16 protein-coding genes are annotated in these 15,975 nt (G+C 69.2%); 6 read left to right on the forward strand and 10 right to left on the reverse strand.

What is annotated here, in order from left to right; genetic code table 11:
* Positions 1-53 precede the first annotated feature (53 nt).
* Complete coding sequence (locus tag DAT37_RS26745) at positions 54-359, forward strand: DUF4333 domain-containing protein (protein WP_157978711.1); 306 nt, start codon at positions 54-56, stop codon at positions 357-359.
* Positions 360-528: 169 nt separating this feature from the next.
* Here the strand turns inward: DAT37_RS26745 and DAT37_RS26750 are convergent, their stop codons facing one another.
* The 4 genes from DAT37_RS26750 to DAT37_RS26765 form a co-directional block, all read right to left on the reverse strand.
* A complete protein-coding gene (locus DAT37_RS26750) occupies positions 529-1,497 on the reverse strand; it encodes a sigma-70 family RNA polymerase sigma factor (RefSeq protein ID WP_109527617.1) in 969 nt (322 codons plus the stop codon).
* 179 nt (positions 1,498-1,676) lie between these two features.
* Positions 1,677-3,194 (reverse strand): DUF7782 domain-containing protein, encoded by a 1,518-nt coding sequence (locus tag DAT37_RS26755; RefSeq protein WP_109527618.1) that lies wholly within the window; start codon positions 3,192-3,194, stop codon positions 1,677-1,679.
* A 92-nt stretch (positions 3,195-3,286) separates the two neighbouring features.
* Positions 3,287-4,030 (reverse strand): VOC family protein, encoded by a 744-nt coding sequence (locus DAT37_RS26760; protein WP_232840010.1) that lies wholly within the window; start codon positions 4,028-4,030, stop codon positions 3,287-3,289.
* 86 nt (positions 4,031-4,116) lie between these two features.
* Positions 4,117-5,100, reverse strand: coding sequence for a GlxA family transcriptional regulator (locus DAT37_RS26765; protein ID WP_109527619.1), 984 nt, complete (start codon positions 5,098-5,100; stop codon positions 4,117-4,119).
* A 138-nt stretch (positions 5,101-5,238) separates the two neighbouring features.
* On the opposite strand from DAT37_RS26765, the gene DAT37_RS26770 reads away from it, so the two are divergent.
* Complete coding sequence (locus tag DAT37_RS26770) at positions 5,239-6,516, forward strand: MFS transporter (RefSeq protein ID WP_232840035.1); 1,278 nt, start codon at positions 5,239-5,241, stop codon at positions 6,514-6,516.
* Between the two features lie 6 nt (positions 6,517-6,522).
* On the opposite strand, the gene DAT37_RS46490 is transcribed toward DAT37_RS26770, so the two are convergent.
* Positions 6,523-6,816: a DUF3099 domain-containing protein gene (locus DAT37_RS46490; protein WP_408637445.1), complete on the reverse strand. Its 294-nt coding sequence runs from the start codon at positions 6,814-6,816 to the stop codon at positions 6,523-6,525.
* 282 nt (positions 6,817-7,098) lie between these two features.
* Here DAT37_RS46490 and DAT37_RS26780 point away from each other — a divergent pair, with 282 nt between their 5' ends.
* Positions 7,099-7,335 carry a DUF3039 domain-containing protein gene (locus tag DAT37_RS26780; protein ID WP_198654443.1) on the forward strand — a complete coding sequence of 79 codons (237 nt, stop codon included), beginning with the start codon at positions 7,099-7,101 and terminating at the stop codon, positions 7,333-7,335.
* A 19-nt stretch (positions 7,336-7,354) separates the two neighbouring features.
* On the opposite strand, the gene DAT37_RS26785 is transcribed toward DAT37_RS26780, so the two are convergent.
* Positions 7,355-8,551 (reverse strand): YihY/virulence factor BrkB family protein, encoded by a 1,197-nt coding sequence (locus DAT37_RS26785; RefSeq protein WP_109527623.1) that lies wholly within the window; start codon positions 8,549-8,551, stop codon positions 7,355-7,357.
* 229 nt (positions 8,552-8,780) lie between these two features.
* On the opposite strand from DAT37_RS26785, the gene DAT37_RS26790 reads away from it, so the two are divergent.
* The gene (locus tag DAT37_RS26790; RefSeq protein ID WP_109527624.1) at positions 8,781-10,484 is read left to right on the forward strand and encodes a DEAD/DEAH box helicase; all 1,704 of its coding nucleotides are present in this window, start codon (positions 8,781-8,783) and stop codon (positions 10,482-10,484) included.
* A gap of 10 nt (positions 10,485-10,494) precedes the next feature.
* On the opposite strand, the gene DAT37_RS26795 is transcribed toward DAT37_RS26790, so the two are convergent.
* Entirely contained in the window at positions 10,495-11,052 is a 558-nt protein-coding gene (locus DAT37_RS26795; RefSeq protein ID WP_232840011.1) for a TetR/AcrR family transcriptional regulator, read from the reverse strand.
* Between the two features lie 143 nt (positions 11,053-11,195).
* On the opposite strand from DAT37_RS26795, the gene DAT37_RS26800 reads away from it, so the two are divergent.
* Positions 11,196-11,936: an SDR family NAD(P)-dependent oxidoreductase gene (locus tag DAT37_RS26800; protein WP_109527757.1), complete on the forward strand. Its 741-nt coding sequence runs from the start codon at positions 11,196-11,198 to the stop codon at positions 11,934-11,936.
* Positions 11,937-11,983: 47 nt separating this feature from the next.
* Here DAT37_RS26800 and DAT37_RS26805 read toward each other — a convergent pair whose 3' ends face one another.
* On the reverse strand, positions 11,984-12,856 hold the full coding sequence (locus DAT37_RS26805) for an AraC family transcriptional regulator (RefSeq protein ID WP_232840012.1): 873 nt from the start codon (positions 12,854-12,856) through the stop codon (positions 11,984-11,986).
* 55 nt (positions 12,857-12,911) lie between these two features.
* Between DAT37_RS26805 and DAT37_RS26810 the strand changes: the two genes are divergently transcribed.
* Complete coding sequence (locus DAT37_RS26810) at positions 12,912-13,481, forward strand: class I SAM-dependent methyltransferase (protein WP_109527626.1); 570 nt, start codon at positions 12,912-12,914, stop codon at positions 13,479-13,481.
* Between the two features lie 7 nt (positions 13,482-13,488).
* On the opposite strand, the gene DAT37_RS26815 is transcribed toward DAT37_RS26810, so the two are convergent.
* On the reverse strand, positions 13,489-14,040 hold the full coding sequence (locus DAT37_RS26815) for a hypothetical protein (protein ID WP_109527627.1): 552 nt from the start codon (positions 14,038-14,040) through the stop codon (positions 13,489-13,491).
* Positions 14,040-15,851 carry a DEAD/DEAH box helicase gene (locus DAT37_RS26820; protein ID WP_109527628.1) on the reverse strand — a complete coding sequence of 604 codons (1,812 nt, stop codon included), beginning with the start codon at positions 15,849-15,851 and terminating at the stop codon, positions 14,040-14,042. Before DAT37_RS26820 ends, DAT37_RS26815 begins: the two co-directional genes overlap by 1 nt.
* Between the last annotated feature and the right edge of the window lie 124 nt (positions 15,852-15,975).

Genomic DNA, 15,975 nt, shown 5'->3' on the forward strand with positions numbered 1-15,975 from the left:
GACGCTTTTCCGATCTTGGGGGACCATCGATGTCCCCCGAGAAAGGCGTCCCCATGAAGAAGTTCGGCCTGATCGCGTTGCCCCTGCTCGCCTGCGCACTCGCGGCGTGTTCGGTCTCCGTAGGTTCCGACCCGAAGATCGAGGAAACCGCGCTGGAGAAATCGGTCAAGCAGACTCTGACCGAGAAGGTCGGCCAAGAGCCGGACTCGATCGACTGCCCCGGAGATCTGGAGGGCACCGTCGGCACCACCATGCGCTGCACCCTGTCCGCGGGCGGCGAGCAGATCGGCCTGACGGTCACGGTCACGACCGTGGAGGACGACACGGTCAACTACAACGTCGAGGTCGATCAGAGCTGATCCACCCCGGCGAAACCCCGCGTCGACAGCGGGGCGCATCGCTGGAGAACAGAGTTCGCCGACCGGTTCGCGCGGGCCCGGAGGGGACGGGACGCGCGTGGGCCGGTCGGCGCTCGACGGTGCCCCTGACGGACTACCGAGTCGAAGGGGGGACGAATCCCCCCCGGAATCAGCTGGCGTAGGCCCGCAGGCGGTCGGCCCGCTCACCCTTGCGCAGCTTGGACATGACCTCGCGCTCGATCTGGCGTACCCGCTCACGCGAGAGCCCGAACAGTTTGCCGATCTGGTCCAGGGTGCGCGGCTGGCCGTCGTCCAAGCCGAAGCGCAGCCGGATGACCTGCTGTTCGCGCTCGTCCAGGGTGGCGAGCACGCTGCGCACGTCGTGGTGCAGCAGCCCCGCGATGACCGCGGATTCGGCCGAGGTGGCCTCGGAATCCTCGATGAAATCGCCGAGCGGCGCCTCTTCGTCGTTGCCGACGGGCATGTCCAGGCTGACCGGGTCGCGGCTGTGGTCGAGCAGATCGGAGATCTTCTCGACCGGAATACCGGATTCGTTGGCCAATTCCTCGTCGGTGGCCTCGCGACCGAGCTGCTGGTGCAACTCGCGCTTGATTCTGGCGAGTTTGTTCACCTGCTCCACGAGATGGACGGGAAGCCGGATGGTGCGGCTCTGATCGGCCATGCCGCGGGTGATGGCCTGACGGATCCACCAGGTGGCGTAGGTCGAGAACTTGAAGCCCTTGGCGTAGTCGAACTTCTCCATCGCGCGGATCAGTCCGAGGTTGCCCTCCTGGATGAGGTCGAGCAGCGGCATACCGCGACCGGTGTACCGCTTGGCGAGGGAGACGACGAGGCGCAGGTTGGCTTCGAGCAGATGCGAGCGGGCGGCCTGGCCCTCACGGACGACGACGGCCAGATCGCGCTTGCGGGTGGCTGACAGCCGTTTGCCGGTTTCCAGCAGGTTCTGCGCGTAGAGGCCCGCCTCGATGCGCTTGGCCAGCTCGACCTCGTCGGCGGCCGTGAGCAGCGCTGTGCGACCTATACCATTGAGGTATACGCGGACAAGGTCGGCGGCGGGGCTCTGGGCGTCGAGGTCCGAATCGCTGGGTCGCACACGAGTGGTGGCGGGGCTTGTCATGACTTGCCTCCTGTCGGTGGTGTCTCACTCCGAATAACGGACCCGACGTAGAGAAAGTTCCCGCTCCAGCCTGTGATAAACCGCTCTGAACTGCGGGTTTCACGGTCATCGTCTGAGAAGTTCCTGAGAACACCACCGCTCGGAACACCCCGTGTTCCCGGCTTCGTCCGTGCTCGCGGTTACACCGGGCGGATCAGACCGTGCCGGACCAGTCCCGCGACCACCGACAGCGCATCGGCGGCGAACTCGGCGCTCACCCCGTCGGATCCGTGGGCGAGTGCCAGTAATTCGATCAACTCGTCCAACGGCAGACCGTCCGGTCGCATTCCCGCGACCAGTGAGATGGTCGACTCGTCCACCTCGTGCTGCCAGCGCGGGCCGTCCCCGCGGTGCAGCCGTGCCACCTGCTGGCTCCACCCCTGGTCGCCGGGGAGGTAGACCCGTTCCAGCGCGGTGGCCGAATCGACCGTGAAACGCGCTGACCAAGCCAGATCATTGTCCGCGGCGACCGAACGCAGCCACGCCGAGCGTTCGAAATACGCGCAGGCCTCCGGGCCGAGCGGGTCGTCGAAGCCGTGCGTGAGGTCCTCGGCGAGCAGTTCGGTGGGCCCGTCGATCGCGCGCAGATACACGAATCCGAAGCCGATGCCCTCGACCCCCGCTGTCGCGAACGCGTCGAGCCACCGGTCGGCGCGCGCCTGGGCCGCCGGATCGCGCGGATCGAGTCCGGCGTCGCGCAGCCAGGTGCCGACGTAGAGCCCCGGATCGGCGACGTCGCGCTGCACGATCCAGGCGTCGACGCCGTGGTCGGGCAACCACGCCGACACCCGCTGCCGCCAGTCCCGGTCGTCGGTGTGCACCCACGCGGCCAGCATCGCGGCCGTGCCGCCGGGGGCGAGCAGATCCGCGGCCCGCGAGATCACCAGTTCGCTCGCGCCGTCCATGGCGAGCCCGGAATCGCGATAGGTGTGCTCGATCCGCGCGGGTCCGACCACGAACGGCGGATTGGCCACCACCTGATCGAAACGCCGACCCTCGACCGGCTCGAACCACGAGCCCTCCAGCAGATCGATATCGAGGTCGTTGAGCGCGGCGGTCGCCTCGGCCAGCCACAGCGCCCTCGGATTCACATCGGTCGCGGTGACCGAACGCGCGTAGGACGCGGCATGGACCGCCTGCACGCCGCAGCCGGTGCCGAGGTCCAGTACCGAGCCGACGGGCCGGGTCGGGGTGGCGCGCAGCAGCGAGAGCGAGGCGTGCCCGACACCGAGCACGTGATCCTCGGTCAGGGTCCGCCTTCGCATCGAATCATCGAGATCGGACAGGATCCACCGATTGCCCGCGCCGATATCCAACGGGCGCAGGTCCAGTGCGGCGCGCACCCTGTCGCCGTCGCGCGCCAGCAGTCCGGCCGCGACCGCGCGGTCGAGATCGAGCGGCGCGAGCGCGGCCGCGACCTCGCGTTCACCGAGATCGTCGCCGAGCAGCAGCAGCCTGATCAGCGTGCCGAGTTCACCAGCGGCGCGGGCGGCCCGCCGCACCGGAACCGGTTCCTGTCGCCCGAGCGCCGCGTGCACGTCCGGCCCGAGTACCTCGAGCAGGGTGTCGGCGTCGTAGCCGACGCGAGTGAGCGCGCTGCGCAGATCCGGGCACAGGGCGGTGAGCAGGGATCCGGTGGTGGTTCGGTGCGAAGACACACCGGTACTCTGCCATCGCGACCGATCCCGGACGCGCACCTGTCCGCCGTGTCACAGCGACGCGGCAGCGGGCCGGTGTGGACGGGCGGGGCTCAGACGCCGTTCGGGTCGCGGGCGGTCGCGCAGTACAGCGCGTCGGCGGGATCGGCGAGCACGATCCAGTGCGAGTGACGCTCCACGATCGTCGCGCCGAGGGATTCGTGCCAGGTCGCGGTGGCCTCGATATCGGAGCACGACAGATCGATATGGGCGGTGGTGGGGCGATCCTCACCCAGTCGTTGCAGCAGGATCTGCACGGGCAGTTTCTCTTTCGCGCGCAGACGGGCGAACTCCGGCAGCCTGCCGGTCCGGTACTCCCAGGTGGTCAGCGATTGCCAGAACAGTGTCTCGCGGTCGTAGTCGCGGGGGCCGATATCCAGGCAGACCTGGTCGACGCGGCTCAGGGCGCCGTCCGGGGCGCGATAGGCGGGCGCGGGCTCGCCGACGGCGCGACCACTCGGTGTGAGACAGAAGATCTGGCCCGACGGCGAGCGCAGCACCGCGTAATCGGGGTGGTTGGCGACGAGGTCGGCGCCGAGATCGAGGGCGACGCGAACCGTGGCGGCGATATCGTCGACATCGAAGTCCAGATGCACACCCCCGAGGCCGGTCACCGACTGCATCTTGACCGAGGCGGCGGCGAAGAGCGCTGGATCGGGTAGCAGCGTGAGGAATTCGTTGTCGGCGCCGCGCCGCTCGGAGGTTTCGGTCCCGGTGACGGTCGACCAGAATTTCGCGCACTCGTCGAAACGTTGTGCGGGACGGTCGAGGAACGCCCAGACCCACCGAATCATCATGTCTCCCGAATGCTGTCGAACCCGCCACGATCCTCGGACACAGTAGGTGTCGTGGTCCCGGCCTGTCGAGCGAATACCGGTTCTCGTCAACCCGCCCGGAACGTCTTGCGGTAGGCCAGAGGTGGGACGCCGAGTTCGCCGCGCATGTGGTGGCGCAACGACGCCGCTGTCCCGATGCCCGAGGCGTGCGCCACCGCGTCCACCGACAGATCCGTCGTCTCGAGCAGACGCTTCGCGTGCCGCAGCCGTTGCCGCAGCAACCACGCGCCGGGAGCCAGTCCCGTCTCGGCCTTGAACCGGCGGGTGAAGGTGCGCACGCTCATCCGCGCGTGCGCGGCCATGGTGTTCAGGTCGAGTTCCCGTTCGAGATGGCGCAGCGCCCACGCGCGGGTGGGCGCCGTGCCGTCGGAACCGGGGTCGGGGACCTGGCGTTCGATGAACTGCGACTGACCGCCCTCGCGCCACGGCGGCACCACGCAGTACCGCGCGGCCCTGTTGGCGATCTCGCTACCGTGGTCGGCCCTGATGATGTGCAGGCAGACGTCTATTCCGGCCGCGAGACCCGCCGCCGTGCAGATGTTCCCGTCTTCGACGAACAGCAGGTTCTCGTCGAGGTGGACCGCGGGGAACATCGCGCGGAAGGTGTCGGCGAAGGCCCAGTGCGTCGTCGCGCGCCTGCCGTCGAGCAGTCCGGCCGCGCCGAGGACGAACGCGCCGGTGCAGATGGACATGATCCTGGCGTCGGGCCGGATGGTCGCCAGGGCGGCGGCCAGTTCCGGCGAGACGATGCCCTCGACCCGCGGACCCGGCGCCCTGGTGCCGGGCACGATCACCGTATCGGCGGTCGCCAGCAGTTCCGGCCCGTGGTCGGTCACGATCGTGTACCCGGCGGTGGAGCGGATCCCGGTGGGATCGAGTCCGCAGACATCCACCCGGTAGCGCGGTGTGCCGTCCTCGGTCAGCGCCGCGCCGAGCACCATCGACGGAATGGTCATGTCGAAGCCGACCACCGGCTCGAGCGCGAGGACCGCGACGCGGTGCGCCGCGGGTTCGTCCGTCGTCGCTGTCATCGCGTCCTCCGGGATCGTCGGCGAGGTATGGCTAGATCTTGACGTATTGTGGCATTCAGGCCACTCGTCCGCGCGCCCGGGATCGGGCAGGCTCAGCGGGTGACCGAACTGCACACCCCGCCCGAGACGCCGGAGACGGTGTCCGACACGGTGACTCACCCCGCGGGCGGCCGCTGGCATCCCGCCTGGTCGGTGGCCGCCGTCGGCTTCGTCGCGCTCCTCGGCGCCGCCGCTTTCCGTTCCGTGCCCGGCGTCCTGATGGATCCGCTGCACGAGGAATTCGGCTGGTCGCACGGCACCATCGGCGCGGCTGTCTCACTCAACCTGCTGCTGTACGGCCTGATCTCGCCGTTCGCCGCGGCGTTGATGGATCGGTTCGGCATCCGCCGGGTCGTGGCCTGCGCGCTGCTGCTCGTCGCGACCGGCAGCGGGCTCACCGTCTTCATGACCCAGGCGTGGCAGTTGGTGCTCACCTGGGGACTGCTGGTGGGTGTCGGCGTCGGGTCGATGTCGATGCCGTTCGTCGCGACCATCACCGGACGCTGGTTCGTGCGTCAGCGCGGGCTCGTCACCGGCGTGCTGACCGCCGCCGGTGCGACCGGGCAGCTGATCTTCCTGCCCCTGGTCTCGGCACTCGCGCACGATCACGGCTGGCGGCTGCCCTCGCTCATCGTGGCCGGTGCGGCACTCGCCGTGGTGCCGCTGGTGCTGCTGTTCATCCGCGACTACCCCAGCGATGTCGGTGTTCTCGCCTACGGCGCGCGACCCGGGAGTTCGGTCGGGGTGCGGACCGCCCCGCTCGGCGGTGCTGGACGCGCCGTGACGGTCCTGGTGCGGGTGGCGCGCACTCCCGGATTCTGGCTGCTCGCCGGAGGTTTCGCGGTCTGCGGCGCGTCGACCAACGGCCTGGTCGGCACCCATTTCGTGAGTGCCGCCCACGATCACGGCATGCCGTCGACCACCGCGGCGGGACTGCTCGCGGTCGTCGGCGTCTTCGACGTCGCCGGCACCATCTTCTCCGGCTGGCTGACCGATCGGGTCGATCCGCGCTATCTGCTGCTGGCCTACTACACGCTGCGCGGCCTGTCGCTGTTGATCCTGCCGTCGCTGTTCGCGCCGGGAACCGAGCCGAGCATGTGGGTGTTCATCATCTTCTACGGCCTGGACTGGATCGCGACCGTGCCGCCGACGGTCGTGCTCTGCCGGGAACTGTTCGGCGACGACGGTCCGGTCGCCTTCGGCTGGGTTTTCGCCTCGCACCAGATCGGTTCGGCGGTCGCGGCCACCGGGGCGGGGGTGATTCGCGATGTGCAGGGCAGTTACGACCTGGCCTGGTACCTGGCGGGCGGTCTGTGCGGTGTGGCCGCGCTGATGTCGATCCTGGTCCGCAGGTCGCGCGCGGCCTCCACCGCGTGAACCGGCTCAGCCGTCGATCGTCTTGTGCCTGCGGGCTTCGAGGGCGATCTGCTCGCGACGCCCGTCCCAGCGACTGGGTTCGTCCTTGCGCCGCGGCGGGCGATCGTTGGCGATGAGAACCGCGATCCACGGCAGCGGAATCGAGACGCCGATGATCAGCAGCGAGATCAGCGCGTTGCTCCACATGCTGTAGGCGACCGCGGCCAGCACCAGGCACGGAATACGGAACGCCATGATGATGGTGTAGCGGCGCACCCGCGCGCGGTGCTGATCCTCCAGCGACGGCGCGGCCTCGGTGATGAGAACGGGATGGTCGTCGTCGTTGCCGGGGAAGTAGCCACGCGAACGGGTGGGGCTATCGGGCCGGTCGACCTCGGGGCGGTCACCACCGCGACGATCACCACCGCGACGATCACCACTGCCGGTGTCGTCGGCGTCGGAGGTGTCGCCGGGCTGCTGCATACCGTCGAGTCTTCCACGGTGGCGTGTCCGCCGCACGTGCCCTGGTCAGCGGGCGGTCGAGGCCGCGCGGGCGACGGTGCGGGTGCGCGTCGGCGCGCCGGATGCGGCATCATGGGAGTCGTGAGTACCGAAACTCTGGTTCGCCCCGAAACGACGACCGACGAGTCGACGGGCGACGACACCCCGAAATTCTTCCACTACGTGAAGAAGAACAAGATCGCCGAGAGCGCCGTCATGGGAACCCATGTCGTGGCCCTGTGCGGCGAGGTGTTCCCGGTGACGCGTTCGGCCAAGCCCGGTTCGCCGGTGTGCCCGGAATGCAAGAAGGTCTACGACGGGCTGAAGAAGGGCGACTGACCGCCCGCCGACCCGCGACCTATGTCGAGCTGCGCAGCGGCGACGAGGTCGCGGGCGGTTCCGTGTCCGTGTTCTCGTCGAAGTTCTTGTCGAACCTCGACGGCTCGCGCGGTGCGGTTCCGTTCTCCCGTGTGGTGCGGGTGCTCGGTATCGCCGGATCCTCCGATCCGTCGTCGTCCCCGTCGTCGTCCCCGTCGCCGCGTACCTGGTTGGACAGCCATTCCTTCATCTGTTCCAGGCGCGTGGCGCGCGCGGGCCAGAACTCCTGGACGGCGGCGTTGAATTCCGCCCCGAGGATGACCGCGAAGGCCAGGAAGTACGTGAACAGCAGGAACGCGATCGGTGTCGCCAGCGCCCCGTAGCTGACGCCGGTCGCGGTGACCCACGACAGGTAGCGGCGCAATCCCTCGCTGGCCGCCATGAAGAACACCCCCGCCACCAGCGCCCCGCCGAAGAGTCGATGCCACGGCAGCGTGCGGTGCAGCGCGAGTTTGTACAGCGTGGTGAGTCCGATGATGAGCAGCAGGCCGACGCCCGGGTAGTAGAAGTTGTCGACCAGTCGCAGTCCCGGTTCGCGCCAGGAATTGGGCAGGATCCAACCGATGATGGCTGGGCCCAGCGCGACGAGCGGCAGGATGAAAACCGCCGCGACCAGGAACAACACGTACAGCAGCAGCGCGAAGATGCGCTGCCAGACCGGATGTCGCGCGTCCTGTTGATCGTGTGCTTCCACGATGGCGTCGACGAAGGTCGCCATGGCCGAGGATCCGGCCCACAGCGAGAGCACGAAACCGACGGAGACGACGGCGCCGCGTCCCCGGCCGAGCACATCGCCGACGGTGGGTTCGATGAGATCGGAGACCACCGAGGGGCTGAACAGGTCCCGGCTGAAGGTGATGATCTTGGACTGGACGATCTCCACGGTATCCGGCCCGAACCAGCCCCCGACATAACCGAGGCTGCCGAGCACGCCGAGCAGCAGCGGCGCCAGCGACAGCGTCTGCCAGAACGCCGCCGCCGCCGATTTGGCGAAGATCGAGTCGTCCCACGCCTTGACCGCGACCCGCGCCGTCAGCCGCCAGACCTGCCTTCGCGCCCGTCGCCCCCAGCGCCGCACCGCGTCCGACCGTCGTGGCGGCACGCCACCGCCACCACCGTGGATCGGCTCGGAGCCGTCGCGTGGTGTGGCGTCGGATAGGGGGCTTTCCTCGTTCATCGTGACTACAGCATCTCGCAAGTGTGCTCACGGCACCGGATTGTCGGGTTGTCGTGTCGGTGCGCGGCACGTGAACAGGGTGTTGCCTCCCGTGCGACTGTGACGCCGATCGCGCCGGACGCGTCGGTTTGGCGACACACCGACGGCGGCAAGTAGGGTCGTCTGCGTGACTGGGTCGGGTGCCGCTGCGGCAGGAGATGGGGCGACACCGGGTCATTCGGGATCGTCGGTGGCCGGAGGCGGCGCGCTGCGCGCCTGGCAGCGGCGCGCGCTGACGAAATACCTCGCGACCAAACCCCGCGATTTCCTCGCGGTGGCGACCCCTGGGGCCGGTAAGACGACCTTCGCGTTGCGCGTGGCCGCCGAGCTGCTCGCAGACCGCACCGTCGACCAGATCACCGTGGTCGCCCCGACCGAACACCTCAAACACCAGTGGGCCGAGGCCGCGGCGCGCAGCGGGATCGCGCTCGACTCCCGGTTCTCCAACGCCACCGGCGGCACCTCCGGTGACTATCACGGTGTCGTGGTCACCTATGCCCAGATCGCCTCGCACCCCACCCGGCACCGGGTCCGCACCGAGAACCGCAGGACGCTGGTCGTCCTCGACGAGATCCATCACGCGGGCGACGCGAAGACCTGGGGTGACGCGACGGCCGAGGCGTTCGGCGACGCCACGCGGCGGCTCGCGCTGACCGGAACGCCCTTCCGCAGCGACGACAGCCAGATCCCCTTCGTCACCTACGAGCCGGGCGAGGGCGGTCTGCCGCAGTCGCGCGCCGATCACACCTACGGTTACGCCGAAGCCCTCGCCGACGGCGTCGTGCGGCCCGTCGTCTTCCTCGCCTACTCCGGTGAGGCGCATTGGCGCGACAGCGCGGGCGAGGAGCACACCGCGCGTCTGGGTGAACCGCTCAACGCCGAGCAGACCGCCCGCGCCTGGCGGACCGCGCTGGATCCGGCGGGCGACTGGATCTCCGCGGTGCTGCGCGCCGCGGACACCAGACTCAGGCAGTTACGCGCCTCCGGGATGCCGGACGCGGGCGGTCTGGTCATCGCCACCGATCAGGAACGCGCCCGCGACTACGCCGAACTGCTGGAACACATCTCGGGGGAGCGACCCGCGCTCGTGCTCTCCGACGATCCGGACTCCTCGAACCGGATCGCCGAATTCGGCAAGAGCGCCCAGCCGTGGATGGTCGCGGTGCGCATGGTGTCCGAGGGGGTCGACGTGCCGCGACTGGCCGTCGGCGTCTACGCGACCAGCGCCTCGACCCCGCTGTATTTCGCCCAGGCCATCGGACGTTTCGTGCGTGCCCGCAGGCCGGGCGAGACCGCGAGCGTCTTCCTGCCCTCGGTGCCGGTGCTGCTCGATCTGGCCGCGCAGCTGGAATTGCAGCGCGACCACATCATCGGCAAACCGCACCGGGAGAAGGACGGACTCGACGACGAACTGCTGACCGACGCGAACAAGCAGAAGGACGAGCCGGGCGAGGAGGAGAAATCCTTCGTCGCACTCGCCGCCGACGCCGAACTGGACCAGGTCATCTACGACGGATCGTCCTTCGGCACCGCGACGTTCTCCGGCAGTGACGAGGAAGCCGACTACCTCGGCATCCCCGGCCTGCTCGACGCCGACCAGATGCGCGCGCTGCTGCGCGAACGCCAGACCAAACAGGTCGCCGAGCGCAGCGAAGCGCGGGTGCCGGAACCGGCCGGTCAGGTCGCCACCGCGTCGGAACGGGTCGCGACCGCGGGCAAACTCGGCGAATTGCGCCGGGAATTGAACAGTCTCGTCGCCATGCACCATCACCGCACCGGCAAACCGCACGGTGTCATCCACGGTGAATTGCGCCGCGAATGCGGCGGCCCGCCCACCGCGTTGGCCAGCGCCGATCAGCTCGGCGAACGGATCGCCGCGCTGCGCCGCAGATAGCGCCGCCGCCTCAGTTCGAGGGCCACGCCCGCATCGCGGTATCGATGGACGCGGTCAGCTCCGTGAGTGTCGCGCCGTCGCGGGCCTGGATCGACAGTCCGTACAGCACGGTCGCGTAGAAGAACGCGAGCGCGGCGGTGTCGGTATCCGGGGGCAGGTCGCCCTCGACGACGCCGCGGTCGAGTCGACGGCGGATGTCGCCGGTGGTCTCGTGTCGGCATTCGACGAGGAAATCGCGAACGGTGGTGCTGCGCGTCGTGTAGGTGGATCCGGCCAGGACCACCATGCATCCGTGCGGTGTGTTCTCCTCGGTGTAGGCCAGCGCGTTGTCGCGCAGCATCGCCTCGATGCCCGCGCGCGCGGTCGGCTCCTCGCGCAGGGCGCGTTCGGTGTGCCCGCCCTCGGTCTGTCCGTACAGTTCGACGGCCGCGCGGAACAGTGCCTCCTTGTCGCCGAACGCGGCGTACAGGCTCGGTGAGTTGATCCCCATGGCGGCCGTCAGGTCGCTCATGGACGTGCCCTCGTAGCCGTGTTCCCAGAACACCTCCATGGCACGACGCAGTGCCACGGACCGATCGAAGGCCCGTGGGCGCCCGCGTACCGCCATCGCACTCCCTTTCTGTGTCGATCGTTAAATATAACGCTTGACGGCTGTCCGCCCTTCGGCTTAGGTATTTATGTACTGATCGACACAGAATTGAGGGAGTGACGATGGCGGAGCTCGAAGGCAAGGTGGCGCTGGTGACCGGCGGCAGTCGGGGGATCGGCGCGGCCATCGCGACGCGGTTGGCGAGCGCGGGAGCCGATGTCGCGGTGACCTACCGCGAGGCCGAGACGCGCGCGGCCGGGGTGATCGCCGAGATCGAGGCGCGCGGCCGTCGTGCCGTCGCGCTGCGCGCCGACAGCGCCGACGCGAGCGCTGTCACCGGCGCGGTGGACAGGACCGCCGAGGAATTGGGCGGCCTCGACATCCTGGTCAACAACGCGGGCATCTTCCCGGCGAAACCCTTCGGAGAGTTCACCGTCGACGAGATCGACTACGCCCTGCACGTGCACGCGCGTGCGGCGTTCGTCGCGGCCCAGCGCGCGGTAGCCCATATGACCGGCGGGGGCCGCATCGTCAATATCGGTACGAACCTGTCCGAGCACGCGCCCTTCGGCGGGCTCACCCTCTACAACCTGAGCAAATCAGCGCTCAACGGTTTCACCAAAGCCCTCGCGCGCGAACTGGGTCCGCGCGACATCACGGTCAATCTCGTGCAGCCCGGCTCCACCGACACCGATATGAATCCCGCCGATGGCGACCACGCCCGCGATCAGGAGCGGTTGACCGCCCTCGGTCGCTTCGGCCGGGCCGACGATATCGCGGCGGCCGTCGCCTTCCTGGCCGGTGAATCCGGTCGAAGTGTCACCGGCGCGTTCCTCACCGTCGACGGCGGCACCAACGCGTGAGCGCCCGGTCGTCGGTCGGTGCCCGCGGGGGATGCGGGGCGTGGCCGTCAGCCAGTGAAGTATCGGCCGGGTGAGACGCCGACGGTGCGCCGGAACGCCGCGACGTAGGCGCTCGGCGTCGCGTAACCGACGCGGGCGGCGATCCGGGCGATCGGCATTCCCTCGGCCAGATGGGGCAGTGACGCCGCGAGGCGGATCTGGGTGCGCCAGTCGCCGAATCCGATTCCCGTCTCCGCCCGGAACAGGCGGGCCAGCGTGCGGGTGCTGGTCGCGGTGGCGGCGGCGAATTCGGCGAGGGTGCGCGGGTCGGCCGGATCGCGCAGCAGCGCCGCGGCGACCTGCCGGGCGCGGGGGTCGGACGGGGGATGCGCGCCGATCGGGATCACCTCGACCGGTTCCAGCAGATCGAAGACGACCGCCTCCGCCCGTGCCGTAGCCGGATCGCCCTCGCCCTGTCGCGTCGACGCGTACGACGGCCGCGCGGCGGCATCGTGTACCGGATCCGAGTACTGGTCGACGCCCGGTCCGGTTGGCGTCGACGTCGGTGTCGGGGGCATGCCGTTGGTCAGATGGTCGAAGAGTTCGTGGAGCAAGCGGGTGACCCGCAGCATCGTCGGCGCGGAGAACGCGATCGGGGTGCGTTCGGGATCGAGGAAGATGCCGCGCATATCGGCGCCGTCGGCGGTGCCCGTGCGGTGCGCGAGGCCGCCCGGAATCCACAGTGCCCTGGTCGGCGGAAGCACCCAGTGACCGTGCGCGGTCTCCACGGCGATGACTCCCCGTGCGGCCCAGGCGATCTGGTGTTGCGGATGACGGTGGGTGTCGAACCAGTGCCCGGCGGGCAGCGTGCCCGCGCCGAAGATCATCGCGGTGGGTCCCCGCGGGGGTGACAGCATCGGGATGTGGCCGTTCTGCGACACAATCTGTCACCGTAGCCTGTCGTGGCGGCGGCGTCGGCTTCCTACCGTTGAGTCCATGCCGATGAACATCCTGCACCGCGTGCTCTGCCGTTCCACTGTCTGGGAGCGGATCAGCGCCACCAAGATCGTGCCGTGGGCGTTGTCCGATATCGATCTCGGCGGCCGTGCCCTCGAGATCGGTCCCGGTTACGGCGCCAATATTCGCAGTCTGCTCGACCGGGCAGGCTCGCTGACCGGGCTCGAGATCGAACCCGCGCTCGCCGAGCGGTTACGGACCCGGCACGGCGCCGAGATGACCGTGATCGAGGGCGACGGCGCTCGAATGCCGTTGTCCGCGTCGGAATTCGACTCCGTGGTCTGCTTCACCATGTTGCATCACGTGCCATCGGTGTCCGAACAGGACGCGCTGTTCGCCGAGGCGTTGCGCGTGCTGCGACCCGGCGGGGTCTTCGCGGGCAGCGACGGACTCGACAGCAGGGGTTTTCGGCTCCTCCATCTCGGCGACACCTGCCTGCCGGTGCCGCCGGAGACCGCCGTCGAACGATTGACCCGCGCCGGATTCGTCGACGTCGAGATCGACACGGGCGGCGGCAGTTTCCGCTTCCGGGCGCACAGGCCGGAGTGAATCCCGCTCACGCGAGGTCGAAATAGTCCGCCGGGTCGAGCGCGTCGATCGGCGTCCAGCGCGGCGCCTCGACCTCGACCGAATCGCGCGCGGCGTCCGATACCCCGAAGTAGCCCTGGATTTCGAGGGCGAGCCGAGGGTTCTCGTCGACGCGTCGGGCCGTGTCGTAGATCGTCGACAACACGTGCACACAGCGTGCGGTGCGCGCCGAGCAGGAGCAGTCCGTCGCGGCGAGTACCGGTACGGGTGGGATTCCCGCGGCCACGAGCGCCCGGTGCATGTCGTCGGTGAGAACAGTGGGGTCGGGGATGACGGCGGTGATGGCCGTGATCGACGCGCGGCTGAGCGGCGCGACCTCGAGATGGGTCACCGAGGCCTGCCCGCCGCGATGGATCGCGGCGCGGATGACCCGGCCCTGGACGGTCGTCGCCACACCGCCGTTGCGGGCGATGCTGCGCGCCCGGGGCAACAGCGGGTCGGGCCTGGTCTGACGTAGCGGTTCGGCCAGCCGGACCCAGTCCATTCCCCACGGGGTGTAACCGAATTCGTTGTCCGCCATCAGTTCTCCCTCTTGCGACGCAGGACCTGCACGAGTTGTTCGTCGTCGAGGCGGGCCAGCGCCGCGATTCCGGTGGTGTCGGACAGGTCGGTCAGCGCGGATTTGCGATCGTGCATACCCGCGATGTGCTCCTCCACCGTCGTGGCGGAGGTCAGGGTGGTGATGGTGACGGTGCGGGTCTGGCCGATGCGGTGCGCCCGATCCGAGGCCTGGGCCTCCACCGCCGGATTCCACCACCGGTCGAAGTGGATGACGTCGGCCGCCCTGGTGAGAGTCAGACCGGTACCCGCCGCGCGCAGGCTGAGCACGAGTACCGGTGGGCCGTCCGGCGCTCGGAAATCGGTGACGATCGAGGCGCGCCGCGCCCGGTCGAGTCCGCCGTGGAAGAACGGCGCGGTGATGCCGAACTGTGCGGACAGGTGGCGGACCAGCAGTTCCCCGGTCTGTCGGTACTGGGTGAACACCAGGGTGGGGGCGTCGTTGTCGAGGTTGGTCGCCACGATATCGGTGCACAGATCGAGTTTCCCCGACCGCCCGGACAGTTCGTCCAGCTCGCCGGTGACCAGGCCGGGATGGTTGCAGACCTGTTTGAGGGCGGTCAGCGCGGCGAGCACCAGGGTCCGCCGTCGCGCGCCCACGCCGAATCCGTCGTCGATCGCGCGATCGAGCAGCTGATCGTAGAGCTTCTCCTGTTCCGCGCTGAGGTCACACAGCAGATCGCTGTGGATCTTCGCCGGAAGCGACGCCGCGACTTCGGATTTCCGCCGGGCCAGCAGTACCGGTTCGACGGTGTCGCGCAGGCGGGCGGCCGCGGTGGTCGACCCCTCGGCGATCGGCCGGACGAACCGGCGACGGAATTGGGTGCGGTGCGCGAACAGTCGCGGCGTGACCAGGTTCAGCAGGGCCCACAACTCCTCGAGATGGTTTTCCACCGGGGTGCCGGTCAGCGCCACCGTCGCCGACGCGCGCAGGGCGCGCGCGGCCTTGGAGACCTGGGTGCGCGGATTCTTCAGCGCCTGCGCCTCGTCGAAGATCGCCGTCGCCCAGTGCTGTTCGGCGAGCAGGTGACCGTGCGGGCGCAACGTCGGATATCCCGTGATCACCACCGCGCCCTCGATGTCCGCGACGGCGGGCGCGTCCCCGCCGCGCCAGATCACCGGCCGCAGCCCCGGGGCGAAACGAGTGATCTCGTGCGCCCAGTTGCCGACCAGTGACGTCGGGCAGACGACCAGTTGCGGCCCTGCCCCGGCCCGCCCGAGCAGGAATCCGATGGTCTGCACGGTCTTTCCCAGACCCATCTCGTCGGCCAGCACCGCGCCGCCGAAGGCGTCGGTGGTCTCGCGTAGCCACGCCACTCCGCGCACCTGGTAGGGCCGCAGTTCCGCGCGCAGCACCGCCGCCAATTCGACCTCCACCGATCGGGTCTCGCGCACGATCCGCAGCGCGCGATCGGCGGCGACGACCGAGGTGCCGACGGCGTCGGGTACCGCGTGCGCCGCGATCGGCAGCCGGGAGATCCGCTCGTCCCCGGCCAGCACCTCTCGCCAGAGCAGGAGTGAGGGCCCCGGTTCGACGACCGCGCCCGGGTTCTCGGAAATGTCCTCGGCGTCGGTCGTACGCGTCGTGCTCGCGCCGGGGGCCACGTCGAGTTTCACGAACTCGTCGGGTGCGACCAGCGCGCAGTCGACTTCGGCGACCTCGACGACACCGTGCGGGCCCGTCGGGATCGCGAGCGTGAGGGTTTCGCGGGCGCCGATGCCCGCCGGGGCTCGGCCCGCGATGTGGCCGGTCCAGGTCCAGAGGGCGAACATGTGTCGGTCGGGCAGATAGGTGGCGTGTGTTGTTGGCAGGGCCGACCCCGATCGTCGTATAGTGTACGAAGTATCAACATACACCGTACCGAATTCATTCCCGAGGGGTTCCGTGGTCGAGGAC

The organism is Nocardia aurea, from assembly GCF_003123685.1.
GTDB classification, from domain to species: Bacteria; Actinomycetota; Actinomycetes; order Mycobacteriales; family Mycobacteriaceae; genus Nocardia; species Nocardia aurea.

Excerpts from the sequence above, each read along its gene's own strand:
- DAT37_RS26745 (WP_157978711.1), top strand. The coding sequence starts at position 54 with ATGAAGAAGTTCGGCCTGATCGCGTTGCCCCTGCTCGCCTGCGCACTC.
- DAT37_RS26750 (WP_109527617.1), bottom strand. The coding sequence starts at position 1,497 with ATGACAAGCCCCGCCACCACTCGTGTGCGACCCAGCGATTCGGACCTC.
- DAT37_RS26760 (WP_232840010.1), bottom strand. The coding sequence starts at position 4,030 with ATGATGATTCGGTGGGTCTGGGCGTTCCTCGACCGTCCCGCACAACGT.
- DAT37_RS26765 (WP_109527619.1), bottom strand. The coding sequence starts at position 5,100 with ATGACAGCGACGACGGACGAACCCGCGGCGCACCGCGTCGCGGTCCTC.
- DAT37_RS26785 (WP_109527623.1), bottom strand. The coding sequence starts at position 8,551 with ATGAACGAGGAAAGCCCCCTATCCGACGCCACACCACGCGACGGCTCC.
- DAT37_RS26800 (WP_109527757.1), top strand. The coding sequence starts at position 11,196 with ATGGCGGAGCTCGAAGGCAAGGTGGCGCTGGTGACCGGCGGCAGTCGG.
- DAT37_RS26810 (WP_109527626.1), top strand. The coding sequence starts at position 12,912 with ATGCCGATGAACATCCTGCACCGCGTGCTCTGCCGTTCCACTGTCTGG.
- DAT37_RS26815 (WP_109527627.1), bottom strand. The coding sequence starts at position 14,040 with ATGGCGGACAACGAATTCGGTTACACCCCGTGGGGAATGGACTGGGTC.
- DAT37_RS26820 (WP_109527628.1), bottom strand. The coding sequence starts at position 15,851 with ATGTTCGCCCTCTGGACCTGGACCGGCCACATCGCGGGCCGAGCCCCG.